Source organism: Rhizobium centroccidentale, assembly GCF_030182565.1.
Lineage (GTDB): Bacteria > Pseudomonadota > Alphaproteobacteria > Rhizobiales > Rhizobiaceae > Rhizobium.
In genome coordinates this window covers 53,376-76,563 of record NZ_JAQJCG010000027.1, presented here as the reverse complement: position 1 = coordinate 76,563, position 23,188 = coordinate 53,376, and the positions used below count along the sequence as shown (strand labels likewise).

General features: G+C 60.5%; 27 protein-coding genes. 12 read left to right on the top strand and 15 right to left on the bottom strand.

What is annotated here, in order from left to right:
- Positions 1-16: 16 nt before the first annotated feature.
- Genes PH562_RS26755 through tsaD form a run of 4 tightly spaced genes read right to left on the bottom strand, consistent with a single transcriptional unit; the run spans position 17 to position 2,869 of the window.
- Positions 17-448: an EVE domain-containing protein gene (locus PH562_RS26755; protein WP_113231516.1), complete on the bottom strand. Its 432-nt coding sequence runs from the start codon at positions 446-448 to the stop codon at positions 17-19.
- 3 nt (positions 449-451) lie between these two features.
- A complete protein-coding gene (locus PH562_RS26750) occupies positions 452-745 on the bottom strand; it encodes a YciI-like protein (RefSeq protein WP_015341422.1) in 294 nt (97 codons plus the stop codon).
- Positions 746-785: 40 nt separating this feature from the next.
- The gene (locus PH562_RS26745; protein ID WP_285176717.1) at positions 786-1,775 is read right to left on the bottom strand and encodes an NAD(P)H-dependent glycerol-3-phosphate dehydrogenase; all 990 of its coding nucleotides are present in this window, start codon (positions 1,773-1,775) and stop codon (positions 786-788) included.
- Entirely contained in the window at positions 1,772-2,869 is a 1,098-nt protein-coding gene (gene tsaD / locus PH562_RS26740) for a tRNA (adenosine(37)-N6)-threonylcarbamoyltransferase complex transferase subunit TsaD (protein WP_285176716.1), read from the bottom strand. Before tsaD ends, PH562_RS26745 begins: the two co-directional genes overlap by 4 nt.
- Before the next feature lie 84 nt (positions 2,870-2,953).
- Between tsaD and hemC the strand changes: the two genes are divergently transcribed.
- The 6 genes from hemC (at position 2,954) to PH562_RS26710 (ending at position 8,919) form a co-directional block, all read left to right on the top strand.
- Positions 2,954-3,883, top strand: a complete 930-nt coding sequence (gene hemC / locus PH562_RS26735; RefSeq protein ID WP_285176715.1) for a hydroxymethylbilane synthase — start codon at positions 2,954-2,956, stop codon at positions 3,881-3,883.
- A gap of 6 nt (positions 3,884-3,889) precedes the next feature.
- Positions 3,890-4,618 (top strand): uroporphyrinogen-III synthase, encoded by a 729-nt coding sequence (locus PH562_RS26730; RefSeq protein WP_285176714.1) that lies wholly within the window; start codon positions 3,890-3,892, stop codon positions 4,616-4,618.
- Positions 4,619-4,698: 80 nt separating this feature from the next.
- Positions 4,699-5,979 (top strand): COG4223 family protein, encoded by a 1,281-nt coding sequence (locus tag PH562_RS26725; protein WP_285176713.1) that lies wholly within the window; start codon positions 4,699-4,701, stop codon positions 5,977-5,979.
- Between the two features lie 15 nt (positions 5,980-5,994).
- A complete protein-coding gene (locus PH562_RS26720) occupies positions 5,995-7,602 on the top strand; it encodes a heme biosynthesis protein HemY (protein ID WP_113407837.1) in 1,608 nt (535 codons plus the stop codon).
- A 113-nt stretch (positions 7,603-7,715) separates the two neighbouring features.
- Positions 7,716-8,201 (top strand): tellurite resistance TerB family protein, encoded by a 486-nt coding sequence (locus PH562_RS26715; protein ID WP_285176712.1) that lies wholly within the window; start codon positions 7,716-7,718, stop codon positions 8,199-8,201.
- Positions 8,194-8,919, top strand: coding sequence for a glutamine amidotransferase (locus tag PH562_RS26710; protein WP_285176754.1), 726 nt, complete (start codon positions 8,194-8,196; stop codon positions 8,917-8,919). The genes PH562_RS26715 and PH562_RS26710 overlap by 8 nt, the downstream gene beginning before the upstream one ends.
- On the opposite strand, the gene PH562_RS26705 is transcribed toward PH562_RS26710, so the two are convergent.
- Complete coding sequence (locus tag PH562_RS26705; RefSeq protein ID WP_285176711.1) at positions 8,916-9,545, bottom strand: poly-gamma-glutamate hydrolase family protein; 630 nt, start codon at positions 9,543-9,545, stop codon at positions 8,916-8,918. The genes PH562_RS26710 and PH562_RS26705 overlap by 4 nt on opposite strands.
- A gap of 10 nt (positions 9,546-9,555) precedes the next feature.
- The gene (locus PH562_RS26700; protein ID WP_285176710.1) at positions 9,556-10,812 is read right to left on the bottom strand and encodes an MFS transporter; all 1,257 of its coding nucleotides are present in this window, start codon (positions 10,810-10,812) and stop codon (positions 9,556-9,558) included.
- Between the two features lie 106 nt (positions 10,813-10,918).
- Between PH562_RS26700 and PH562_RS26695 the strand changes: the two genes are divergently transcribed.
- On the top strand, positions 10,919-11,242 hold the full coding sequence (locus tag PH562_RS26695; RefSeq protein WP_092717410.1) for a YggT family protein: 324 nt from the start codon (positions 10,919-10,921) through the stop codon (positions 11,240-11,242).
- Positions 11,239-11,556: a DUF167 domain-containing protein gene (locus PH562_RS26690; RefSeq protein WP_285176709.1), complete on the top strand. Its 318-nt coding sequence runs from the start codon at positions 11,239-11,241 to the stop codon at positions 11,554-11,556. Before PH562_RS26695 ends, PH562_RS26690 begins: the two co-directional genes overlap by 4 nt.
- Here the strand turns inward: PH562_RS26690 and ppa are convergent, their stop codons facing one another.
- From ppa to PH562_RS26670, 4 genes are all read right to left on the bottom strand, one after another.
- On the bottom strand, positions 11,557-12,093 hold the full coding sequence (gene ppa, locus PH562_RS26685; protein ID WP_069613363.1) for an inorganic diphosphatase: 537 nt from the start codon (positions 12,091-12,093) through the stop codon (positions 11,557-11,559).
- A 99-nt stretch (positions 12,094-12,192) separates the two neighbouring features.
- Positions 12,193-12,699 (bottom strand): GNAT family N-acetyltransferase, encoded by a 507-nt coding sequence (locus PH562_RS26680; protein ID WP_069613362.1) that lies wholly within the window; start codon positions 12,697-12,699, stop codon positions 12,193-12,195.
- Positions 12,700-12,898: 199 nt separating this feature from the next.
- On the bottom strand, positions 12,899-14,716 hold the full coding sequence (gene typA, locus PH562_RS26675) for a translational GTPase TypA (protein ID WP_285176708.1): 1,818 nt from the start codon (positions 14,714-14,716) through the stop codon (positions 12,899-12,901).
- A gap of 233 nt (positions 14,717-14,949) precedes the next feature.
- On the bottom strand, positions 14,950-15,633 hold the full coding sequence (locus tag PH562_RS26670) for a glutathione S-transferase family protein (protein WP_285176707.1): 684 nt from the start codon (positions 15,631-15,633) through the stop codon (positions 14,950-14,952).
- An 87-nt stretch (positions 15,634-15,720) separates the two neighbouring features.
- On the opposite strand from PH562_RS26670, the gene PH562_RS26665 reads away from it, so the two are divergent.
- Together PH562_RS26665 and PH562_RS26660 are read left to right on the top strand one after the other, a co-directional pair.
- Positions 15,721-16,185 carry a MarR family winged helix-turn-helix transcriptional regulator gene (locus PH562_RS26665; protein ID WP_285176753.1) on the top strand — a complete coding sequence of 155 codons (465 nt, stop codon included), beginning with the start codon at positions 15,721-15,723 and terminating at the stop codon, positions 16,183-16,185.
- Between the two features lie 121 nt (positions 16,186-16,306).
- Positions 16,307-16,756, top strand: coding sequence for a hypothetical protein (locus PH562_RS26660; protein ID WP_285176706.1), 450 nt, complete (start codon positions 16,307-16,309; stop codon positions 16,754-16,756).
- A 41-nt stretch (positions 16,757-16,797) separates the two neighbouring features.
- Here the strand turns inward: PH562_RS26660 and PH562_RS26655 are convergent, their stop codons facing one another.
- Both PH562_RS26655 and PH562_RS26650 read right to left on the bottom strand, forming a co-directional pair.
- A complete protein-coding gene (locus tag PH562_RS26655) occupies positions 16,798-18,861 on the bottom strand; it encodes a M3 family metallopeptidase (RefSeq protein ID WP_285176705.1) in 2,064 nt (687 codons plus the stop codon).
- 98 nt (positions 18,862-18,959) lie between these two features.
- Positions 18,960-19,601, bottom strand: a complete 642-nt coding sequence (locus tag PH562_RS26650) for a LysE family translocator (RefSeq protein WP_113330723.1) — start codon at positions 19,599-19,601, stop codon at positions 18,960-18,962.
- A 162-nt stretch (positions 19,602-19,763) separates the two neighbouring features.
- Between PH562_RS26650 and PH562_RS26645 the strand changes: the two genes are divergently transcribed.
- A complete protein-coding gene (locus PH562_RS26645; protein WP_285176704.1) occupies positions 19,764-20,246 on the top strand; it encodes a MarR family winged helix-turn-helix transcriptional regulator in 483 nt (160 codons plus the stop codon).
- A gap of 75 nt (positions 20,247-20,321) precedes the next feature.
- Here PH562_RS26645 and PH562_RS26640 read toward each other — a convergent pair whose 3' ends face one another.
- From PH562_RS26640 to PH562_RS26630, 3 genes are all read right to left on the bottom strand, one after another.
- A complete protein-coding gene (locus PH562_RS26640) occupies positions 20,322-21,545 on the bottom strand; it encodes an argininosuccinate synthase (RefSeq protein ID WP_285176703.1) in 1,224 nt (407 codons plus the stop codon).
- 117 nt (positions 21,546-21,662) lie between these two features.
- A complete protein-coding gene (locus PH562_RS26635; RefSeq protein ID WP_285176702.1) occupies positions 21,663-21,992 on the bottom strand; it encodes a type II toxin-antitoxin system RelE/ParE family toxin in 330 nt (109 codons plus the stop codon).
- Positions 21,949-22,194: a type II toxin-antitoxin system ParD family antitoxin gene (locus PH562_RS26630; protein ID WP_083258193.1), complete on the bottom strand. Its 246-nt coding sequence runs from the start codon at positions 22,192-22,194 to the stop codon at positions 21,949-21,951. The genes PH562_RS26635 and PH562_RS26630 overlap by 44 nt, the downstream gene beginning before the upstream one ends.
- Before the next feature lie 85 nt (positions 22,195-22,279).
- On the opposite strand from PH562_RS26630, the gene PH562_RS26625 reads away from it, so the two are divergent.
- Positions 22,280-23,134, top strand: coding sequence for an SDR family NAD(P)-dependent oxidoreductase (locus PH562_RS26625; RefSeq protein ID WP_285176701.1), 855 nt, complete (start codon positions 22,280-22,282; stop codon positions 23,132-23,134).
- Positions 23,135-23,188: the final 54 nt, after the last annotated feature.

Below are 23,188 nucleotides of genomic sequence, written 5' to 3'. Positions count from 1 at the left end.
GCCAAACGAGGCGGAATCAGACCGGCGGATTGTCCAGACCGCCCATGCGGCAGACTTCGAGCCATTCATCATCCGTCACCGGCTGCACCGAAAGCCGCATGGAGGTGACGAGCGCCATTTGCGAAAGCTTCGGATTGGCCTTGATGTCCTTGAGGGTCACCGGATTCGGCATATCGCGCACCGCGCGGATGTCGACACATTCCCAGCGAGGATCGTCCTTGGCGGTCGAATCCGGATGCGCCAGCGCGCAGACCTCGACGATGCCGACGACCTCCAGCCCGTCATTGGAGTGATAGAAGAAACCCTTGTCGCCGATCTGCATGGCCCGCATGTTGTTGCGGGCGAGATAGTTGCGCACGCCGGTCCATTCGGTCCCTTTTGCGCCGGCATCCTTCTGCTGCTGCCAAGACCAGGAGGACGGCTCGGATTTATAAAGCCAATGCGCCATATCTCATGCCTCCGGATTGTTGAAGACCCAGTTGAACGGCTTGATCTCGACACTCTCGAACAGACCGGCCTTCGTATAGGGATCGGCATCGGCAATCGCCTTGGCGGCCTCGGCGCTCTCAGCCTTGACGACAACGAGACTACCGTTCGGCTTGCCGTCCGCATCCAGGAATGGACCGGCCATCTTCAACGTGCCTTCGGCATTGAGCTTGTTCAGATGCTCCAGATGCGCCGGGCGCGTCTCCATGCGAACATTCAGGTGACCGGGCTTGTCCTTGCAGACAAAGGCAAACAGCATTGCTTGGCTCCTTCAGATATTCAGAAATTATTCCCAGAAACTATTCCGTTGTGATCGGCCGTGTCATCAACTGGCCGATGGCTGTGGCTATGTCGAGCTTGCCGTCAATGATGGCGGAGACTGCCTCGGTGATCGGCATGTCGACGCTGAGCTCTTGAGCAAGCCGCGCGGCGATGGAGGCGGCATAGGCGCCCTCGACCAGCGTGCCATGCGTTGGATCAACGGTCTCTCCCTGCCCAAGCGCAATACCGAACCTGAGATTACGGGATTGATGGCTGGTCGCCGTCAGCACGAGGTCGCCAAGACCCGATAGGCCGCGCACGGTTTCAGCCTTGCCCCCCTTGGCCGCAACGAAGCGCGACATCTCGGCAAGACCACGGCTGATCAGCGCCGCGCGTGCGGAATCGCCGATACCCCGGCCCTCGACGATGCCGCAGGCGATGGCGAGGACATTCTTCAGCGCGCCTCCGAGCTGCACGCCGATGCGGTCATCCGATGCATAGAGGCGAAACGTCGGGCCGGAAATCGCCTGCGCGAGTCTCTCGGCCACCGCCATATCGGCGGCGGCGATCGCCATGGCCGTCGGCAGGCCCTTGGCAATGTCGGCGGCAAAGCCCGGGCCTGAGAGCACGGCGATCGCATGCTGCGGCAACTCTCGCTCCAGCATATCGGTCAGCAGATCGCCGGAGACCTTGTCGATACCCTTCGCGCACGTAACGACGACGGCATCCTTGGCGAGATAAGGGCCATAATGACGGGCAGCATCGGCCTGCGCCTGTGAAGGCATGGCAAAAAGAACGATGCCGGCATTGGAAATTGCATCCGGCACGGCTGAAAACCGCAGCGAATCCGGAAGATCGATGCCGGGCAGGACAGCGTCATGCATGCGGTCGGCGGCAAGGTCAGTCATCAGCCCTGCGTTGCGTCCGACGAGCACCACATCGGCACGACCGGTCAGCGCGATGACCGCGGCAAGCGCCGTGCCGAAAGCGCCGGCACCGATGACTGCGATCCGCTCTCTACCGCTCATGCCTTCGCTCCTCGTCTGCCATGTCCGAGCAGAGTTTCCGCCTTCTGATCCAACGGCCATCGCGAGCGCGGCTGCACATCGAGATCGTCAGGTGCGGCCCCCGTCGCCATGCGCTCCAGTCCAGCCCAGGCGATCATGACAGCATTATCCGTACACAATCTCAATGGCGGTGCGATGAAGCGGAAACCATTGGCATCGCAAAGCTCCTGCAGCGTGCGGCGCAGCTCGAGATTGGCGGCAACGCCACCTGCCACGACAAGCGACGGCTTTTCCTCAGTCTTCGGAAACTCCGTCTTGAAGCGCTGCAGGCCCCGGCCGATGCGATCTTTCAGCGTGCGCGAGATTGCCTTCTGGAAGGAGGCGCAGATATCGGCGATATCCTGCTCCGTGACAGGCGCAATCGCCGTCGCAGCCTGACGTACCGCAGTCTTCAGGCCGGAAAAGGAAAAATCGAGGCGCGTTTCGCCGACCAGCGGCCGCGGCAGATCGAAGCGGTCCGGATTGCCGTTTTTCGCGGCTGCCTCCACGGCAGGGCCGCCGGGATAGGGCAGCCCCAGAAGCTTGGCCGTCTTGTCGAAGGCTTCGCCGAGCGCATCGTCGATGGTCGTGCCCCAGCGCTCGTATTGGCCGACGCCGCGCACCAGGATCAGCTGGGTATGGCCGCCGGAGACGAGCAGCATGAGATAGGGAAACGCAAGTCCATCGGTCAGCCGCGCCGTCAGGGCATGGCCTTCCAGATGGTTGATGGCGTATAGTGGCTTGCCTGTGGCACGTGAGATCGCCTTGCCGGTCATCAGGCCGACGAGCAGCCCGCCGATGAGGCCCGGGCCGGACGTGGCGGCAATGGCATCGACGTCTGAAAGCGACACATTGGCGCGTTTCAATGCTTCGTCGATCAGCGTATCGAGCGCCTCGACATGCGCACGCGCAGCAATTTCCGGCACGACGCCGCCATAGGCGCTATGCTCGTCCAACTGGCTGAGGATGACATCGGAACGGACCGTAGGCGTGCCGTCATCCCGGCGCTCGACAATGGCTGCAGCGGTTTCGTCGCAGCTTGTTTCGATGCCGAGAATGCGAAGAATGGATGCCATGGAGAAAGTTCGTTGCCTACAGGTCGATTGCGATAAAGCGGAAATATGGTTACGGGAACTGTCGGTAACAACGGATCAAAGCGGATGCAAACAAAACCTTTCCGGATCGGCACGCGCGGCAGCCCGCTGGCGCTCGCCCAGGCGCACGAGGCACGCGACCGCCTGATGGCGGCCCATGGTCTTCCGGAAGAAATGTTCGAAATCGTCGTTCTCACTACCAAGGGCGACCGCATTACCGACCGGTCGCTCGCGGCAATCGGCGGCAAAGGCCTGTTCACGGAAGAGTTGGAAGAGAAGCTGATTTCCGGCGAGCTCGACTTTGCCGTCCACTCCGCCAAGGATATGGCAACGAAGCTGCCCCAAGGCCTGGCGCTCACCGCTTATCTGCCGCGCGAAGATATCCGCGATTCCGTCATCGGCCGCACCGCGCCGAAACTGATCGAGCTGCCGCATGGCGCAACGGTCGGCTCCGCATCGTTGCGCCGCCAGGCGCTGATCCGCCGTCTGCGCCCAGATATCAACGTCATTACCTTCCGCGGCTCGGTCCAGACCCGTCTTCGCAAACTGGAAGAGGGACAGGCCGACGCGACCTTGCTGGCGCTTGCCGGCCTGAAGCGACTGGGCATGGTCGAGGTCATCACCGATATTCTCGACCCGGACGAATTCCCTCCAGCGCCCGCACAGGGCGCCATAGCAATCGAAAGCCGCATCGATGATATCAGGATGAACGACCTGCTCGCCGCCGTGAATGACGCGCCGACTTTCGACGCCGTATCCTGCGAGCGTGCCTTCCTGGCGGTGCTAGACGGCTCCTGTCGCACGCCGATAGCCGGCTACGCAATTTGCGAAGGCGATCATCTGCGCTTCTTCGGCATGATCCTCACCCCGGATGGCCGCCAAGTGCATACGACCACCATCGAGGGCCACCGCCGTGATGCCGAGGCGCTCGGCATCAATGCCGGCCAGGCGATCCGCGCCAAGGCCGGCAGCACCTTCTTCGAAGACTGGACCTGATAAAGGATGCGCGTCGTCGTCACCCGCCCTCAGCATTCGGGTGAGCGCACCATACGGCGGCTGGCGCAGATGGGACACGAACCCCTGCTGCTGCCGCTGGCTGAACCTGTCCACGATGTCGAGGAGGCGAGACGAGCGCTCCTGGCCACGCAGGGCGCCGTCGCCGTCACCAGCGCCGAGGCGATCCGGGCGCTTTCGCTATTGGGTTCCGATCTTGCGCCTCACCTTGGTCGCCGCCTCTTTGCCGTGGGACAGGCGACAGCCAAAGAAGCGGCTGATCTCGGATTCAGCAATATCGCCATATCCGAAGGCGGCGGCACGGAGCTTGCCGCCATGATCTCCAGCCATCCTTCAGGCCTGACCGACGGCCCCCTCCTCTATCTTGCGGGTTCTCCGCGAGCGGTTGGCTTCGAAGCCGGACTGGCTGAGCGACACCTGTCTTTCCTGACCGTCGAATGCTACCGGATGCAGAATATCGTCCCCGACGACAACATTCTTCGCCGGCTTTTCGCCGAGACCCGTGCAGACGCCGTGCTGCTTTATTCCCACGAGACGGCGAAACGCTTTTTCAGCTTGCCATTCGTTCGGCACAACCCCGACATCTTTGCCGAAACACGATTTCTCTGCCTAAGCCAAACCATCGCCAGCGCAGTTCCGGAGCCGATGCGATCCCATGTCGATATTGCCGACATGCCGAATGAAGACCGGCTTATGGCGCTTCTGATCCACGCGTAAGGCCGCAATTTTGATGTAAGGCCTTTCCATAATCGCCTTGTCTGTCTAACTTCGTTGCAGCGCATGATAAAGAGAACCTCATGGTATCGCGAAAAACGCCTAACCATTCGAAGCCCAACGACGAACCGGTCACGATCGATCTGGAAGCCGAAAAAACTGCGCAGGACGCAGCTCCCGAAGATTTGACTGAGCGCAGCCATGGCGAGCTTGGTGGCTCCTCGGCTGATGAAGTGGAAATGCCACTGGAAGCGGAGAAGGAGTCATTTCGCGAAGAAGCTCAGGAGTCGATCTTCGGCGCCGCACCGCATGAGCCGCAAGCGGCCGCTGCGCAGCAGGCCGATCCTCCGCCGTCCCATGCCGACCATCCGCCTCATACCGAGCGCCCGCCGTCGCGCGAGGGTTCGACATCAGGCCTTATCGCGGCCGGCATCACCGGCGGCCTGATCGCCCTCATCTGCGCCGGCGCCTTGCAATATGCGGGCTTCCTGCCTAGCGGTCGTACAGGCAAGGACAACTCAATTGAGATCGCCGCACTGAATGCGGAGATCGACGGTCTCAAGCAGAGCGTCGCCAATCTCGCCGCCGCGCCAGCTGCAAAGCCGGACGAAGCACTGACGGCCCGCGTCGCAGCACTTGAGGCGAGCGCTGCCAACGGCGCTCCGGTAAATGGCTCGGGCGGCATCGCAAATCCCGCCTCCGACCAGAAGATCGCTTCGCTCACCAGCGAGGTGGAGCAGCTGAAATCGGATCTCAGCAAGGCAACGCAGAGCCAGGCAACCTCAGATGCCGAAGTCAACAAGCGTCTTGACGATGCCGAAAAGAAGCTGAGCGGACCGAGCCAGGAAAGCGCGGTCGCCCGCGCCATCGCAGCTGCAGCGTTGAAGGCGGCAATCGACCGCGGCGGTCCCTTCCAGCCCGAGCTCGACACCTTTGCCAATGTTGCGCCGGACGATCCAGCGGTCGCCGATCTCAAGAATTTCGCCCAGACCGGCGTGCCCTCCCGCGCCGACCTGATCCGCCAGGTTTCCGATGTCGCGACCGCAATCGTCGCCACCGCGCAGACCGACGATCCGAACCAGAGCTGGAGCAGCCGGCTGATGTCGGGAGCGAAATCGCTGGTGCAGGTCCGCGCTGTCGGCAATGTGCCCGGCGACAGCATCGATGCCATCGCCGCGCGTTTCGAGGACAAGGTCAGGAACGGCGATCTGCCAGGCGCGGTGACCGAGTGGAACAGCCTGCCCGATGCCGGAAAATCCGCATCGGCCGCCTTCAAGCAGTCGCTGGAAGCCCGCATCCGCGTCGAGGATCTGGTAAGCGATGCCTTGTCGAAGGCGATCGCCAATACTGGGAAACAGAACTAAGGACGGAGTGTAGCAATGATCAGACTGCTTATCTTCGCCATTCTCGTCCTAGCTCTCGGCTATGGCTTTTCGTGGCTCGCGGATCGCCCCGGCGATCTCTCGCTGGTTTGGGAAGGGCAGCTTTATCAGACGAAGCTGATCGTCGCCGCCGCGATCCTGATTGCGATCGTGGCCGCTGTCATGATCGTCTGGTGGTTCGTGCGGTTGATCTGGACTTCGCCCTATTCCGTCACCCGCTACTTCCGCGCCCGCAAGCGCGATCGCGGCTATCAGGCGTTGTCGACCGGCCTCATTGCTGCCGGTGCCGGCAATTCGCTGCTCGCCCGCAAGATGGCAGCCCGCACACGCGGCCTCATCCGCGCCGATCAGGAGCCGCTCATCAACCTCCTTGAAGCCCAGGCTGCCCTGATCGAAGGTAAGCATGACGAGGCCCGCCAGAAGTTCGAGCAGATGGCCAATGATCCGGAAACACGCGAGCTCGGCCTGCGCGGCCTCTTTCTCGAAGCCAAGCGTCTCGGCGCGCATGAAGCCGCGCGGCAATATGCCGAGAAAGCTGCCGACCAGGCGCCCTACCTGCCCTGGGCAGCGCAGGCGACATTGGAATATCGCAGCCAGGCCGGCCGCTGGGATGATGCCATCAAGCTGCTGGACCAGCAGAAGGTCGCCCATGTCGTCGACAAGGCCACAGCCAACCGTCAACGCGCAGTGCTGCTGACGGCCCGCGCCAACGACAAGCTGGAGAGCGATCCGACAGGCGCGCGCGACGATGCTCTGGCGGCATTGAAGCTCGTGGACGATTTCGTGCCCGCAGCGCTGATCGCGGCCAAAGCTTTGTTCCGTGAAGACAAGGTGCGCAAGGCAGCCTCCATCCTCGAGCAGGTCTGGAAGGCGCAGCCGCATCCCGAAGTCGGCAGGGCCTATGTGCGAGCTCGCAGTGGCGATTCCGTTCTTGACCGTTTGAAGCGCGCCGAGCGGCTGGAGGCGATCCGCCCGAACAATGTCGAAGCCCTGCTGTTGACCGCGAAGGCAGCGATGGATGCCGGCGATTTTGCCAAGGCCCGTGCCAAGGCCGAAGCAGCCGCAAGGATCGATGCGCGCGAAGGCGCCTTCCTGCTGCTTGCTGACATCGAAGAGGCCGAAACCGGCGATCAGGGCCGCATCCGCCACTGGATGGCGCAGGCGCTGCGCGCACCACGCGATCCGGCCTGGGTCGCCGACGGCTTCGTCTCGGAAAAATGGCTGCCGCTGTCGCCGATCACGGGCCGTCTCGATGCCTTCGAATGGAAGGCACCCTTCGGCCAGATCGATGGGCCGGTGGAAGAAGGCTCCACGGTGTCGGTCGATGCGGCGCTGAAATCGCTGCCGCCGGTGCGCGAGGCCGCCCTCGCAACCACGGCGGCAAAGCCAAGTTCACCGAAAGTTGCATCGCCGGCCGCCGATACCTATGTCATGGAATTGGAACCTACCGTGGCGAAACCCGCTTCAAGCCCATCCGAAGCCGCGCCAAAACCGGCGCAGCAGGGTGAGGAGCCCCGGCCCTTCTTCGGTGGTGCGCCTGATGATCCGGGCGTGAAGGATCATAAACTTGAACCGGAACCCAAGACGCGGCTCAAGCTGTTTTAGAGCAATTCCGGCAAAACTGCGCCGCGGTTTTACGTCCGGAATTGCGGGAAGATAAAAAGATAGAGCATGGTCCCCCAAGAACCCTGCTCGGCCCATTTTGAGAATGGAGACGCATGTTCGAACGCTTTCAGGAATTCCTTCATAACCTGACCCAGGACCACCCCAGATCCGGCTTTGCACCCGACGACCCGCGTGTCGCGGTGGCGGCGCTGTGTATCCAGGTCATGGAGGCGGACGGCAAGATCGAGAACAGCGAAAAGAAACGGCTGCGCAAGCTCCTGAAGGACCAATATGGTCTCGATGGCCGCAAGCTCGATCAGTTGATCGCGGCCGGCGAGGAAGCCGAAAGCGAGGCCGTCGATTATTATCGCTTTACCTCGGACCTGAAGCGCCATCTCGACAGCACGCAGCGGCTCGAACTGCTCGGCATACTCTGGGATATCGTCTATGCCGATGGCGAGCGCAGCGAGATGGAAGATCATGCCATCTGGCGCATCGCCGACCTCATGGGCATTTCCGACCGCGAGCGCATCATGAAGCGCCAGGAAGCAGCCGCACGCGCACCCGGTTCCAGGGTGGAGACAGGCAATGATGATTGAAGCGCCGAAGAGCGCCGGCCGCCCGATATTGATCGTTCTGCACCAGGAACGCTCCAGCCCCGGCCGCGTCGGCCAGATGCTGCTGGAGAAGGGCTACGATCTCGATATCCGCCGCCCGGTCCTCGGCGATACCTTGCCTTCCACGCTCGAGGCCCACGCCGGCGCCGTGGTCTTCGGCGGCCCGATGAGCGCCAACGACCCGGACGAATTCATCAAGACCGAGACCGATTGGCTGAAGGTACCACTTAAGGAAAACCGCCCCTATCTCGGCATCTGTCTGGGCGCGCAGCTGCTCGCCCGCCATCTCGGTGCCAAGGTGAAGGCACGTGACGACGGCAAGACCGAGATCGGCTGGTATGAACTACAGCCAACGGAAAAGGGGCGCCTCCTGATGCGCTGGCCGCAAATGGTCTATCACTTTCACCGCGAAGGTTTCGAGCTGCCGCATGGCGCCGACCTGCTGGCAACGGCTGAGACCTATCCTAACCAGGCCTATCGCTACGGCACTAATGCCTGGGGCTTGCAATTTCACGCCGAGTTGACGCGCGCCATGATGCAGCGCTGGGTCGTGCATGGCGAACATCGCTTTTGCATGCCGAACGCCCAGCAGGGCCGCGAGCATCTGGAAGGCCGCATGATCTTCGACGCCGCACTCAAGACCTGGCTGTCGGAATTCCTCAATCTCGTTTTCGAGGGCAAGCAGGCAATGGCGGCCTAAAGGCCCTCGCCTGACGAAAGCACGCGATCGAATTCATCGATCGCGCCACGGATCGCAGATGCATATCGCTTCATCTTTTCTGCGTCTTTCATGAGAATATCCCTGACGCCTCTCGGAATTTCGAGCTGGACGCCGGCCTGCCGATTGCCGCGATTGCAGATATTGCCGGCGGAAGCTCCCGCAAGCGCCTCCCCTTTCACTCTCGCGGTCGCTGCAAAACCGTCGAGCGCCAATGCCCTGGCGATCCGGTCGCGAAGCGACGTGTCGAGACCGCCGATCCAGCTCGTCAGCGGGTCATCCCGATCCGTGCGCCCATGAACGGCGACGACGATCGACGACTTGGCCACCAAGCCATTTGCTATCGGTTCATCGAAATTTTCGGAGGTGACATGCAGCTCATGATGGAGCCTCGCCGCATCGAGCCCTTCGAAACGATAAAGGGAGAACCTCTCATCCACGATCGCCAGCGCGATCTCGGATGTGGCAGGCTCGATAAAGCCGCCATGGGGAACGATGACGGCGACATTCGATGCTCGATCCTCGATATGGATGCGATAATCGACGCCTTCGGTTTCATGCTCGCGAAGCACCGAAAACGAATTGTACCGATCCGGCTTCCTTATCATCGCGCAACCTTCAAGCCGGCTGCGGCTCGCCGTCGCGGTCGGGCGCGTTCAGGCTATCGATCCGGCGAAGCTGCGGGAAACCTGTGGCCCATAGGATGGCGACTGTCAGCGTACCGAGTCCTCCGATGACAACCGCGGGGATCGCGCCGAAATAATGCGCCATGGTGCCGGCGCGGAACTCGCCAAGCTCGTTCGACGCACCGACGAAGACCATGTTGACGGCATTGACGCGGCCGCGCACCTGATCCGGCGTCCAGAGTGTGATCAGCGTTTCGCGCACATAGACAGAGATCAGGTCGGAAGCGCCCATGACGGCGAGAGCTGTTATTGACAGCCACGGCGTGTGCGAGATGCCGAAGATCAGGGTTCCCAAGCCGAACATGGCAACGCCGGCAAACATGCAGATGCCGGCCCGATTGCGGATAGGATAGGTCGCCAGGAAAAGGCCCATGGCAATTGCGCCGAAGCTCGGCGCTGCGCGCAGCATGCCGAGACCCCACGGCCCGAGCGTCAGGATATCGCGCGCATAGATGGGCATTAGCGCGACGGCGCCGCCGAGCAGTACGGCAAAAAGATCGAGCGAGACCGCACCGAGCACCACTTTTTCCGACCAGATGAAACGGAAACCGGCAAGCATCTCGTTGAGGCTTCGCCTCTCATGCGCAATCCGCTGCTGCGGCTTCGGGATCAGGAAGGTCAGCATCGAGCCAGCCGCAAAGAAAAGCACGGCCACGGAATAGGCGACGTTAGCACCGACACCGTAAAGCAGGCCGCCGGCAACGGGGCCGAGGATGGCGGCGGCATCCCATGACATCGAGTTCCATGTGATGGCGTTCGTCAAGTCTTCGGGCGGGATCAGGTTGGGCGCCAGCGACTGCATGGCCGGCGTCATGAAGGCGCGTTCTATGCCGAAGACCGTGAGGATCAGAAATACGGGCAGCGGCGCGAAGGTGCCGGATACCGTCAGGAACAGCAGGGCAGCCGCACAAAGGGTGCCGACGAAAATGCAGATCGCGGAAATCCGTCGCCTATTGTAGCGGTCCGCAGCCGTGCCCGTTACCAGGATCAGCAGAAGCGACGGCAGGAACTGCACGAGGCCGATCAGACCGAGATAGAGCGGTTGGCCGGTGTGCTCATACATCTGCCAGCCGACGGAGACGCTGACGACCTGCGTGGCAAAGGCCGTCAAAAACCGCGCGAAGAAGAAATAAGTATAGGCAACGTGCCTGAAGGCGGCAAACCGGTCTCCGCTGGCAGCGAACGACATGGGACGAGACTTTCCGATGCGGCCGCTAGCGCAAATGCCGGCCTTTTAAACATGATTCAACATGCTTCGGAGCATGGGACTTGCCCGTTTAGTCGCCAATGTCTACATGTCTGTCAACCGCGAATTGGAGACGGATATGCTCGCCTTATTTCAAACCATTGATCTGGCTTTGAATCTTTATACCTGGATCTTGATCGCCAGCGCCATCTTTTCCTGGCTCTATGCGTTCAACGTCATCAATTCGAGCAATCAGTTCGTCAGCTCCATCGGCAACTTCCTTTATGCGGTCACTGAGCCCGCCCTGCGCCCGATCCGCCGCATTCTGCCTGACCTCGGCGGCATCGATATCTCGCCGGTCATCCTGCTCTTGATCATCTTCTTCATCCGCTCGCTGATGTGGAATTCGATCGTCCCCTTGTTCCTGCGGTGAACAAAGCCTGGCAGGCCTTTCCGGATCACCTCAGGCTTTCCGTGCGGCTCACGCCCAATGGCGGGCGTGATGCGATCGATGGGTTGGAAACCGCCGCCGATGGCGAATGCTATTTGAAGGCGCGCGTTTCGGCAGCACCCGAAAAGGGCAAGGCCAACAAAGCGCTGATCGCCCTGCTTTCAAAGAGCCTCGGCATCCCCAAATCCACGCTTGCCCTTATCGGTGGCGACACTGCGCGCAAAAAAATCCTCCGGATCGAGGGCGAACCGGAGGATTTGATAAAGAGGCTTTGCGCCGTAACTGAAGTCGATTGATCAGGCCTTGGTGTTCTTGGCCCGTTCGATGGCTTCGACGATGAGTTCGCCAGCTTCCTTCGAACCCTTCCAGCCGAAGATCTTGACCCACTTGCCGGGCTCGAGATCCTTGTAGTGCTCGAAGAAATGCTCGATCTGCTTCAGCGTGATCTCGGGTAGGTCGGTATATTCCTTGACCTTGTCATAGCGCATGGTCAGCTTCGGCGCGGGAACGGCGATGATCTTCTCGTCCTTGCCGGAATTGTCTTCCATCATCAGCACGCCGATCGGGCGGACATTGATGACGCAGCCCGGAACCAGCGGACGGGTGTTGGCGATCAGAACGTCGATCGGGTCGCCGTCGTCGGAGAGCGTGTGCGGAACGAAGCCGTAATTGCCCGGATAGGTCATCGGCGTGTAGAGGAAACGGTCGACGACCAGCGTGCCGGCCTCTTTGTCCATTTCATACTTGATCGGATGACCGCCGACCGGCACTTCAACGATGACGTTGACGTCTTCGGGCGGGTTCTTGCCAATGGAAATCGCGTCGATACGCATACTTGTCCCCTAGATAAGGATGGTTGCCGCCAGCCAAATAATAGGAATCATCCCGCAACGCAACAACGCATCGGGCAACAGGGTTGATTTAGTTGCCGCTCAGGGCCAGACGAAGCCGATCTTGCGCAGCTGCCTGTGATCGAAGGTTTCGATGCCCTCGCAGAAATCCGCACCGCCCTGCCCGCGATAGAAGCGGTAGGCATTCTCATTTTCCTCGAGGCACCAGACGACCAGCCCCTTGCAGCCGAGCGACTTCAAGAGCCGGCGCGCCTCGCCGAACAGCATGCGGCCCAAGCCGAGGCCCTGATATTGCGGGCGCAGATAGAGTTCGTAGATCTCGCCTTCCTGCGGCAGCGCGCGGGCACGATTGAGGCCCAGCGTGGCATAGCCTGCGATCTCGCCGGCGACATCCAGAACCAGCAGCGTTGCCGGACCGCTGGTCGCCTTGCGCCACCAGGCTTCGCCGCGGCGCTCGATCATCTGGCCGAGAGCGCGATGCGGAATGATGCCGGCATAGGTGTACTGCCAGGATTGGCGGTGCACCTCCGAAATGGCTCGAGCATCATGGGGTTCTGCCCGCCGAACATCAATCGACAACGTCTTCATAACGTCTACTCTGGTCTTACCAACGCGAATTAACCATCCTCATTCATAAAGATGGCAGACTTGCCCACAGGCTTTATCCGTGGATGATCGATAAAAATTAACGACTTTTTAACCTTTAGGACAAGAGCTCAAAAACCGAACATACAAATAAAAACCCCGGCACATGGCCGGGGTCGGATGCATCGAAGCGGTACAGCAATCAAGCCAGACGGGCTTTCTCGTAACGCTTGCGCTCGTTCGGATCGAGATACATCTTGCGGAGGCGGATCGACTTCGGCGTCACTTCCACCAGTTCGTCGTCCTGGATCCAGGAGAGCGCGCGGTCGAGCGTCATGCGGATCGGCGGGGTCAGCTTCACGGCTTCATCCTTGCCGGCGGCGCGGATGTTGGTGAGCTTCTTGCCCTTCAGCACGTTGACTTCGAGGTCGTTGTCGCGGGAGTGGATGCCGATGATCATGCCGGCATAGACCTTCTCGCCGGCATCGATGATCATCGGGCCGCGGTCTTCCAGGTTGAACAGGGCGTAGGCGACAGCTTCACCGGCTTCGTTGGCGAGCAGCACGCCGTTCACGCGGCCGCCGATTTCGCCCTTGTAGGGCTGGTAGTCATGGAACAGACGGTTCATGACGGCCGTGCCACGGGTATCGGTCAGGAGTTCCGACTGATAGCCGATGAGGCCGCGGGTGGGTGCCAGGAAGACGAGACGGACGCGGTTGCCGCCCGAAGGACGCAGCTCGGCCATTTCAGCCTTACGCTCGGACATCTTCTGCACGACGATGCCGGAATGCTCTTCATCGACGTCGATGACGACTTCTTCGATCGGCTCAAGCAGCTGGCCGCTCTCGTCCTTGTGCATGACGACGCGCGGACGCGAGACGGCAAGCTCGAAGCCTTCGCGGCGCATGGTTTCGATGAGAACTGCGAGCTGCAATTCGCCGCGGCCGGACACGTAGAACGAATCCTTGCCTTCGGCTTCTTCGATCTTCAGCGCGACGTTGCCTTCGGCTTCCTTGAAAAGGCGGTCGCGGATGACGCGCGAGGTGACCTTGTCGCCTTCGGTGCCCGCATAGGGGCTGTCGTTGACGATGAAGGACATGGTGACGGTCGGCGGATCGATCGGCTGCGCGATCAGCGGCTCGCTGACCTGCGGGTCGCAGAAGGTGTCGGCGACCGTGCCCTTGGAAAGGCCGGCGATGGCGACGATATCACCTGCCTGCGCTTCTTCGATCGGCTGGCGCTCGATGCCGCGGAAGGCGAGGATCTTCGAGATACGGCCGGTTTCGATGAGGTTGCCGTCTGCACCCAGAACCTTGACGGCCTGGTTCGGCTTGATCGAACCGGAATGAATGCGGCCGGTGATGATGCGGCCGAGGAAGGGATTGGCTTCGAGGATCGTGCCGATCATGCGGAACGGACCTTCGCCGACGGTCGGCTCGGGAACGTGCTTGACGACGAGATCGAGAAGCGGGCCGAGGCCTTCTTCCTTCGGGCCATCGGGCGAATAGTTCATCCAGCCGTTACGGCCGGAACCGTAGAGGATCGGGAAGTCGAGCTGCTCGTCGGTGGCGTCGAGATTGGCGAAGAGGTCGAAGACTTCGTTGATGACTTCGTCGGCGCGGGCATCCGGACGGTCGATCTTGTTGATCGCAACGATCGGGCGCAGACCGACCTTGAGCGCCTTGCCGACGACGAACTTGGTCTGCGGCATCGGGCCTTCGGCAGCATCGACGAGAACGATCGCGCCATCCACCATCGAGAGAATACGCTCGACTTCACCACCGAAGTCGGCGTGGCCGGGGGTGTCGACGATGTTGATGCGCGTATCCTTCCAGACGACCGAGGTCGCCTTGGCGAGAATGGTGATGCCGCGTTCCTTTTCCAGATCGTTGGAATCCATGACGCGTTCGGCAACGCGCTGGTTCTCGCGGAACGAGCCGGACTGCTTCAGGAGCTCGTCGACGAGGGTGGTTTTCCCATGGTCAACGTGCGCGATGATCGCGATGTTGCGAAGTGCCATATGTCTTAATCTCTGAGGCTGGGGCGCAGTGTTTCAATAACACGCCAATTGCATTTGGCGCGCTCATAGCCTTTTTTTCGCGATTGCGAAAGGGGGGAGGCAAGAAAGGGGCTGAAAGCTGGCTTTTCGTACCGCACCCCTCAGCCTTACACGCCTGGATAGCCGAACTCTCTTCCGGCGCGTCGCCAATTCAGATGCAGGCAATCGCCTCTATCAGGATTTGTGCAGTTCCGTCAGGCGGTATGCTTCAGTAAGAACGCGTCGTGATTGACCAGGAAAGCTTTGAGGCGCTCGGGATAGTCGTGTGTCACCGCGTCTTGCACGCTTTGCCGAGACGCCAACTCTGTGCGCCATGCCCTGACACGCGGGAGCCCGTCAAAAACTCCGGTCGATGTAATGGTGTCGAACACATCGAAGTAACGGAAGATCGGCGCAAAAACTGCATCGACCAGGCTGAATGCCTCCCCCGCAAAAAAAGGACCGTTTCTCAATTCCACCTCGACACGAGCAAATTTACCGATCAGCGCCTTGCGCTTGGCCTCATAGGTTCCTTCGTCTTTGGCGGTCTCGAATCCCCACAAATCCGAAAGGATGGAAGAACCGAACTCCATCCAGCCGCGATGCCGGGCACGCGCCAGCGGATCGGCCGGGTGGAGCCGAGCGCCGGATTGGGTTTCCTCGAGATACTCGCAGATCACCGAACTTTCGAACAATACCGTTTCTGACCCGTCGGCCTGCCGTACGATCAGCAATGGAACTTTGCCCAGCGGAGAAATAGCGAGAAACCAGTCTGGCTTTGCCGACAAGTCGATATAGCGGATCTCAAATGGCACGGCCTTTTCAGCAAGCGTGATGGCGGCTCGCTGGACGTAAGGACAAAGGTAATGGCTGACAAGGATCAGTTTAGCGTCGGACATGATCAAATCTCCCGGGTCTTCGCGATAGATGTAATTGCATCTATATCCGGACTTGTCAGCTTGGTCAATATAGATGTAATTGCATCCATGTCCGATTATTCAGATGCCACACCTTCGAAACCCTCCGCTGCCGTCACGCGAGCATGGGTGCGCCTCATGCGCACGCAACAAATCGTCCTCGCGGCGATCGAAAAGGATTTGAAGGCAGCCGGCCTACCGCCACTCGGCTGGTACGACGTGCTATGGGAGCTGACGCAGGCCGCCGAAGGAAAGTTGCGGCCCTATGAGATCGAGGAGCGCACGCTCCTCGCCCAGCATAATCTGTCGCGCCTGCTCGACCGGATGGAAAAGGCCGGCCTTGTTCACCGTGAGATATTTTCCGAGGACGGCCGAGGACGCTGGGTCGTCATCACCGAAGCAGGAAGTGCCATGCGCAGCCGCATGTGGGCAGCCTATGCCCCAGCACTTCAACGCCATGTGGGCGATAAGCTGGACGATGCGCAAGCCCGCCAATTGGCTGAGCTGTTAGCTTTGCTTTCTCGCAAATCCTGACTCGCAAGGCAAAACCCGCCCAGATCGAACGCGGTCACATAAATCGGCAAGCTGGCCTTCGGGCAACCGATATGCGAATTTCACTCCGCCTGAAAACAACCGCCAGCTCGCCGAGACACACATGTTTAAGATCCTGTATCAGGGCGATCTCTTTGCCGATTACTTCCAAATATATCTGCGCGACGAAGCCCATCCCGACCTGCCTGAAGATTATACGGAAGAAGTGATTGCACGCCGCCTCGCTGTCGGGCCTAATGCGATCATTCTTCATACGGCGCGCAATACCGCTGTGCCGGTGCAAATTGAATGGCATGATCAACGCCCGGCGACTGATCTCGACATCTACCAGCATGTGGCTGAAGCCACGCTCGACTGCCCTTCCGGTCAACTCGTTTTGGCTGGATTGACGGATTACGAGCCCGACGCCCCGCGTCTTGCTGTGAAGGCCGGACTCCTAGGCATACGGGTGTGTATGTCCGGTATCGACACCCTCAGCGAAGACGGACTTCATGGAGACGACCGCTATCTCGTACAGCTTTGGCCCGAACCGGAGACGAACGGCGGTCACTAGGCAAGGCATACGCTATCCGGAGCTTCACTCTGGCAGCCCGATCAGGCCGCCAGCCCCTTCTTCTTCAGCATCGCATCCGGGCTCGGCAGCTTGCCGCGGAAAGCCCTATAGGCACCTTCCGGATCGATCGAGCCACCGACGGAATAGATGTTGCCTTTGAGTTTTGCAGCCATGTCCGAATTGAAGGCATCGCCGGTTTCCTCGAAGGCGGCGAAGGCATCGGCGTCGAGCACTTCCGACCACATGTAGGAATAGTAGCCGGCAGAATAGCCGTCGCCGGAAAATACATGCTGGAAGTGCGGCGTCGCATGGCGCATGACGATCGATTTCGGCATGCCGATCTCGGCCAGCACCTGCGCTTGTACCGCCATCGGATCCTCGACGACACCGCGCGTATGGAATGCCATGTCGACCAATGCCGAGGAGGTGAATTCGACCGTATTGAAGCCGGCATTGAAGGTGCGCGCCGCCAGAACCTTGTCGAGCAGCGCCTGCGGGATCGGAGCGCCGGTCTCATAATGCACGGCATATTCCTTGAGGATGGCAGGAACCGTCAGCCAGTGCTCGTAGAGCTGCGACGGCAGTTCGACGAAATCGCGGGAAACGCCCGTGCCCGAAACCGAGGGATAGGTGACGTTCGAAAGCATGCCGTGCAGCGCATGGCCGAACTCGTGGAACAGCGTGCGGGCATCGTCGAGCGACAGCAGCGCCGGCCGGCCTTCCGCCGGCTTGGCGAAGTTGCAGACATTGTAGATGATCGGCAGCTCGCCGACATGGCCGTTCTTCAGCGGCAGCTTGTGCTGCGACTGGAACGAGCTCATCCAGGCGCCGGAACGCTTCGAGCTGCGGGCAAAGTAATCGCCGAGGAACAAAGCGACGAGCTTGTCGGAGCGGTCGCGGATCTCGAAGACGCGCACATCGGGATGATAGGCTGGAATACCCTTCTGTTCGACGGCTTTGATGCCGAACAGGCGGCCGGCGACATCGAAGCAAGCCGCGATGATCTTTTCGAGCTGCAAATAGGGCTTCAATTCGGTTTCGGAGAAATCGAACTTCCGGGTCCGGATCTTCTCGGCATAGTGCCGCCAGTCCCAGGGCATGACCTCGTGGTTGCGGCCTTCTTCGGCGATCAGCGCCGCAATATCCTTTTCTTCCTCTGCTGCGCGCGCCGCCGCCTTGCCCCACACGGTCATCAGTAGATCGTTCACTGCGGCCGGCGTCTTCGCCATGGTGTTGTCAAGCTTGAGTTCGGCGAAGTTGGCATAGCCGAGCAGCTTCGCCTTTTCTGCCCTCAAGGTCAAAGTCTCGCGAATGATCTCACGATTGTCGGTCTTGCCGCCATTGGCGCCACGCGCCACCCAGGCATTGAAGGCCTGCTCGCGCAGGTCACGGCGTTCGGAAGACGTCAGGAACGGCTCGATGATGGAGCGCGAGAGGGTGACGGCATATTTGCCTTCCTCGCCGCGTTCGCGCGCCGCCGCTGCCATCGCCTCGCGCAGATAGTCAGGAAGACCGACGAGATCGGCCTCCTCCGACAAAAGCAGCGCCCAGCTCTTTTCATCCGCCAGGACGTTCTGACCGAACTGCGCGCCGAGGCCGGCAAGCTTCTCGTTGATTGCAGAAAGCCGCTCTTGCTCTGCCTTCGGCAGCTTGGCGCCCGACTTGACGAAGCCCTTCCAGTGCCGCTCCAGCACACGGGTTTCCTCGAGCGTCAGCCCAAGGGCGTCGCGGCCCTCCCAAAGCGCATCGAGGCGGGCAAAGAGCGCTGCGTTCGTCCCGATCTTCGAATAGTGCCGCGCCATCTTCGGCGCGATCTCGCGCTCCAGCGCCTGGATGGTCTCGTTCGTATGCGCACCTGCCTTGTTCCAGAACAGCGCCGAGATGCGCGAGAGTTCATCGCCGGCGATTTCGAGCGCGGTCACGGTATTGGAGAAGGTAGGCGCCTCGCTGTTGCCGGCAATCGCATCGATCTCGGCCTCATGCGACATAAGCGCCGCATCGAAGGCGGGAGCAAAATCCGTGTCCTTCACCGCATCGAAACGCGGCAGCCCCTTATGTCCGGTCCATTCGGTGAGCGCGGGATTGACGGCGGTAGGGGAAGACATGCAGGGCATCCTTTCGACAGACATCTGACCGAAGCACGATATAAGGCTAGCCCCGCCGAATTGGTATGGCGGAAGCCTAACAAATTGATGTGGCGAAATCAGGCTTTGCGCCAGCCGAGCAGGCCGGGTGTGGCATGCCAGAGCGCCTGCGCCGCAAATCCCATGAAAAGCACGCCGGAGCAGCGCACGATCAGCCGCTCATGCGCACGATAGAAACGCCGCACGGCGCCCGCGCCGATGATACTGATGAGAATAATGTCGGCCGTTATGAAACCCGCGAAGGAAACCGTCAGCAGCAGCGGCAGCGCGCTGAAGGTCAACGCGCCGGCGGAGCCCGCAACAAGAGCCGTGAATGTCGCCAGTGCAACAGGATATCCCTTCGGATTGGTCACACCGAAGATCAGGCCGCGACGGAACGGTCGGTCGACATTGACGAGCGCCTTGCCGTCACCCTTCGGCTTGGCGGTGACGGCACTCCAGCCGATCCAGGCGAGATAGAAGCCACACAGCAAACCGAGCAGATCGAAGACGAAGGTGCCGATGGTCTTGGCACCGACGATGGCGACCAAGGCCAGAGTCGACCAAACGAGATCGCCGAGCAGATGGCCGCTGACGAAGAATGCACCCGCCTTGCGGCCCTGGCCGGCCCCGATGCCGAGCAGAGCCAGAAAGGCGGGACCGGGAATAAGCACGTAGAAAAGCGCGGCGAGGAAGGCGCCGACAACGAGCGATTGCGTCATGATGAGTGATCCCGCTGGTGATCACGCGAGAGTAGCAATCCGTGGAACCCGGTCAAGCAGCTGGCCGTTTTAAGTTCCAGGAAGCCGTTGTGTTCGTGGGATGAAATCAATAAGAACGTAGTGGGGCCTAAAAAATCAAAGAGCGTAGGTAGGGAAGCGCTTATGAACAGCAGGATTAATACGGATTCGCTCGCCTTTCTTGTGAGCGATTGCGCCCGACTGATCAGGGCAGCCTTCGAGCGACGCATCCTTGTCGCCGGGCTCGGGCTGACGGCGGGTGAAGCACGAACGCTGATGCAGGTCGCCGCCATCAATGGCAGTCGCCAGCTCGACATCGCCTCCCGCATGGGGTTGGAGCCGATGACGGTCAGCGCTTTTCTGGACAAGCTGCAGGCACGCGGCCTGATCGAACGCCAACCCGATCCACTCGACCGGCGCGCCAAGCGTATCGTTTTGTCCGATGCTGCCGACGCCAAGCTGAAGCAGATCGATAAGGAAGTCTGTGAAGTCGAGCGTAACGCGACGCAGGGCTTCGGCGAGGATCTTCAGGTGCAACTGCATGATGCGCTCTGCGCTTTCCGCAGCAATCTTCAGAAGGCCGAAGCACCTGCAGAAGTCGAACGGGAATTGAGGCCGGTGGATTAATTCCAGGCCGCCCATCCTCGCAAAAGGAAGCCCGCCTCCGGCGACCGGAAGCGGGCCTTCTCTCGTTTCAATATCTTACTTCGACAGATTGCGCTTGGCGAGCGTGCGCAGACGCAGCGCATTCAGCTTGATGAAGCCAGCCGCATCCTTCTGGTCGTAGGCGCCCTGGTCGTCTTCGAAGGTGACCAGCTTGTCGGAATAGAGCGATTTCGGGCTTTCGCGGCCGATGACCATGACATTGCCCTTGTAGAGCTTCAGCGTCACTTCGCCCTCGACATGCTCCTGGCTCTTGTCGATCAGGGCCTGCAGCATTTCGCGCTCCGGCGAGAACCAGAAACCGTAATAGATCAGCTCGGCATAGCGCGGCATCAGCTCATCCTTGAGATGCGCGGCACCGCGGTCGAGCGTGATGGATTCGATGGCGCGGTGGGCCGCGAGCAGGATCGTGCCGCCGGGGGTCTCGTAGACGCCGCGCGACTTCATGCCGACGAAACGGTTCTCGACCAGATCCAGGCGGCCGATGCCGTTATCGCGGCCGTAATCGTTCAGCTTCGCAAGCAAGGTTGCCGGGCTCAGGCGCTGGCCATTGATCGAAACCGCATCACCCTTCTCGAAGCCGATCTTGATGATGGTGGCCTTATCGGGAGCTGCTTCCGGCGAGATGGTGCGCATATGCACATATTCTGGTGCTTCCTGGGCCGGATCTTCCAGAACCTTGCCTTCGGAAGAAGAGTGCAGCAGGTTGGCGTCGACGGAGAAAGGCGCCTCGCCCTTCTTGTCCTTGGCGACCGGAATCTGGTGCTTCTCGGCGAATTCGAGCAGGTCGGTGCGGCTCTTGAACGACCAATCGCGCCAGGGAGCGATGATCTTGATGTCCGGGTTCAGCGCATAGGCCGAAAGCTCAAAACGGACCTGGTCGTTGCCCTTTCCGGTCGCGCCGTGCGCGATGGCATCGGCGCCGGTCTTCCTGGCGATCTCGATCAGGTGCTTGGAGATCAGCGGACGGGCAATCGAGGTGCCGAGCAGGTAGACGCCTTCATAGACGGCATTGGCGCGGAACATCGGGAAGACGAAATCGCGCACGAATTCCTCGCGCACGTCCTCGATATAGATTTCCTTGATGCCGAGCATTTCGGCCTTCTTGCGCGCCGGCTCCAGCTCTTCGCCCTGGCCGAGATCGGCGGTGAAGGTGACGACTTCGGCGCCAAGCTCCGTCTGCAGCCACTTCAGGATAATCGAGGTGTCGAGACCGCCGGAATAGGCGAGAACGACTTTCTTCACGTCTTTATGTGATGCCATGATAAGTTCCGTTTCGAGGCGGACCAGGGGAAAGGCCCGCAAAGCTGTATCGCGGAACTTTTAGCGAGATTATCGTGAGGCGCAAGGGGAAGCGCGGCGGGACCTCTCAGGACGGCATCAGAGATGAGCGCCGATATTCATCCGCTGATACAGAATGCGGACGATCGTGACCGTTTGGGCGCCATCCTTATAGATGATGAAATGTGAGCCGGAGGCGAGAGCGAGATAATCTCGTTCGATGCCGCTGACCTTGCGACCGCGTGCGATGCCCTTCACCAAAGCATGACAACGATCACGCAGAGCGAAGACATAATCCTCCGCTTGCTCGTAACCCCATTTTTCCTCGGTATAGTCGTAGATTTGATCGATGTGGACGCTGCTTTCGGCGAAAAGACCAATTTCTTCATCGCTGATTGCGCAACTTTCTCTTTCCTTCGATAAATTCATTGAAGTCAAACTCCTCCGGCTCGCCCGAGGCTTCGCCCTCGGCGATCGCCGCCGCAATCGCCTCTATTTCCGCCCGGCTGCGCAATAATTTAAGCGCGGCGTCGATTACCTCGCTCGGCGAATCGTAATTGCCGTGGCTGATCTGCTCGCCGATAAACGCATCCATCTGCTCGTCGATCTCTACGGACACATGCTTTGTCACTGGCGTGACCTCCGGCGGTTTGACTTGATTGCCAAAAGTACCATATTCGGCGGCGACCGAACAATGCCTGAGGAGGGCACCGCTCGTGACTGATATTCAAGCCATTTTCAAGAAATCCAATGTTGCCGTGATCACCGGTGGCGCTTCCGGCATCGGGTTTGCCGCAGCAAAACATTTCGCTTCGCTCGGCATGAGCGTCGTCATCGCCGATCTCGGCGGCGACCGACTGGCGGAGGCGAGCGCTGAACTCAAGACGATCGCAGGCGAAGAGCATGTGATGGCCGTCGAGACCGATGTCGCCAGCAAAGACGCGCTGGAAGCGCTGGAACGCGCAGTCCTGCAGCGTTTCGGCCGCTTGCATGTCTTGATGAACAATGCCGGCATCGGCCCGGAGACCTCGATCTTCAGCGCCCAGGCCGGCTGGGATGCCATTCTCGGCGTCAATCTGCTCGGCGTCATCAATGGCACGCGCGTCTTCGGCCCGGGCATGATCGCACATGGTGAACCGGGCATCATCATCAATACCGGCTCGAAGCAGGGCATCACCACGCCTCCCGGCAACCCCGCCTACAATGTCTCGAAGGCTGGCGTGAAGGTCTTCACCGAGGCGCTGCAGCATGAGCTGCGCAATACGGAAGGCGCGAAGATTTCGGCCCATCTCCTCATTCCCGGCTTCGTCTTCACAGGCTTGACAAAAGGCGATCGACGGGAAAAGCCTGCTGGCGCGTGGACGCCGGAACAGACTGTCGAGTTCATGATGGAAAGCCTGAGGCGCGGGGATTTCTACATTCTTTGCCCTGATAACGACGTGGCCCGGCCGGCCGATGAACGCCGCATGCTCTGGGCCGCCGGCGATATCGTCGAGAACCGTCCGCCGCTGTCGCGCTGGCATCCCGACTATGCCGATCAATTCAAGGCATTCCTCGAAAAGAAGGATTGATTTGCAATCCCCCGAAAGCCGGATAAGAACGGGCGGACCCTAAAGCACGTCGCG

Excerpts from the sequence above, each read along its gene's own strand:
- PH562_RS26755 (WP_113231516.1), bottom strand. The coding sequence starts at position 448 with ATGGCGCATTGGCTTTATAAATCCGAGCCGTCCTCCTGGTCTTGGCAG.
- PH562_RS26750 (WP_015341422.1), bottom strand. The coding sequence starts at position 745 with ATGCTGTTTGCCTTTGTCTGCAAGGACAAGCCCGGTCACCTGAATGTT.
- PH562_RS26745 (WP_285176717.1), bottom strand. The coding sequence starts at position 1,775 with ATGAGCGGTAGAGAGCGGATCGCAGTCATCGGTGCCGGCGCTTTCGGC.
- tsaD (WP_285176716.1), bottom strand. The coding sequence starts at position 2,869 with ATGGCATCCATTCTTCGCATTCTCGGCATCGAAACAAGCTGCGACGAA.
- hemC (WP_285176715.1), top strand. The coding sequence starts at position 2,954 with ATGCAAACAAAACCTTTCCGGATCGGCACGCGCGGCAGCCCGCTGGCG.
- PH562_RS26730 (WP_285176714.1), top strand. The coding sequence starts at position 3,890 with ATGCGCGTCGTCGTCACCCGCCCTCAGCATTCGGGTGAGCGCACCATA.
- PH562_RS26725 (WP_285176713.1), top strand. The coding sequence starts at position 4,699 with ATGGTATCGCGAAAAACGCCTAACCATTCGAAGCCCAACGACGAACCG.
- PH562_RS26720 (WP_113407837.1), top strand. The coding sequence starts at position 5,995 with ATGATCAGACTGCTTATCTTCGCCATTCTCGTCCTAGCTCTCGGCTAT.
- PH562_RS26715 (WP_285176712.1), top strand. The coding sequence starts at position 7,716 with ATGTTCGAACGCTTTCAGGAATTCCTTCATAACCTGACCCAGGACCAC.
- PH562_RS26710 (WP_285176754.1), top strand. The coding sequence starts at position 8,194 with ATGATTGAAGCGCCGAAGAGCGCCGGCCGCCCGATATTGATCGTTCTG.
- PH562_RS26705 (WP_285176711.1), bottom strand. The coding sequence starts at position 9,545 with ATGATAAGGAAGCCGGATCGGTACAATTCGTTTTCGGTGCTTCGCGAG.
- PH562_RS26700 (WP_285176710.1), bottom strand. The coding sequence starts at position 10,812 with ATGTCGTTCGCTGCCAGCGGAGACCGGTTTGCCGCCTTCAGGCACGTT.
- PH562_RS26695 (WP_092717410.1), top strand. The coding sequence starts at position 10,919 with ATGTCTGTCAACCGCGAATTGGAGACGGATATGCTCGCCTTATTTCAA.
- ppa (WP_069613363.1), bottom strand. The coding sequence starts at position 12,093 with ATGCGTATCGACGCGATTTCCATTGGCAAGAACCCGCCCGAAGACGTC.
- PH562_RS26680 (WP_069613362.1), bottom strand. The coding sequence starts at position 12,699 with ATGAAGACGTTGTCGATTGATGTTCGGCGGGCAGAACCCCATGATGCT.
- typA (WP_285176708.1), bottom strand. The coding sequence starts at position 14,716 with ATGGCACTTCGCAACATCGCGATCATCGCGCACGTTGACCATGGGAAA.
- PH562_RS26670 (WP_285176707.1), bottom strand. The coding sequence starts at position 15,633 with ATGTCCGACGCTAAACTGATCCTTGTCAGCCATTACCTTTGTCCTTAC.
- PH562_RS26665 (WP_285176753.1), top strand. The coding sequence starts at position 15,721 with ATGTCCGATTATTCAGATGCCACACCTTCGAAACCCTCCGCTGCCGTC.
- PH562_RS26660 (WP_285176706.1), top strand. The coding sequence starts at position 16,307 with ATGTTTAAGATCCTGTATCAGGGCGATCTCTTTGCCGATTACTTCCAA.
- PH562_RS26655 (WP_285176705.1), bottom strand. The coding sequence starts at position 18,861 with ATGTCTTCCCCTACCGCCGTCAATCCCGCGCTCACCGAATGGACCGGA.
- PH562_RS26650 (WP_113330723.1), bottom strand. The coding sequence starts at position 19,601 with ATGACGCAATCGCTCGTTGTCGGCGCCTTCCTCGCCGCGCTTTTCTAC.
- PH562_RS26645 (WP_285176704.1), top strand. The coding sequence starts at position 19,764 with ATGAACAGCAGGATTAATACGGATTCGCTCGCCTTTCTTGTGAGCGAT.
- PH562_RS26640 (WP_285176703.1), bottom strand. The coding sequence starts at position 21,545 with ATGGCATCACATAAAGACGTGAAGAAAGTCGTTCTCGCCTATTCCGGC.
- PH562_RS26635 (WP_285176702.1), bottom strand. The coding sequence starts at position 21,992 with ATGAATTTATCGAAGGAAAGAGAAAGTTGCGCAATCAGCGATGAAGAA.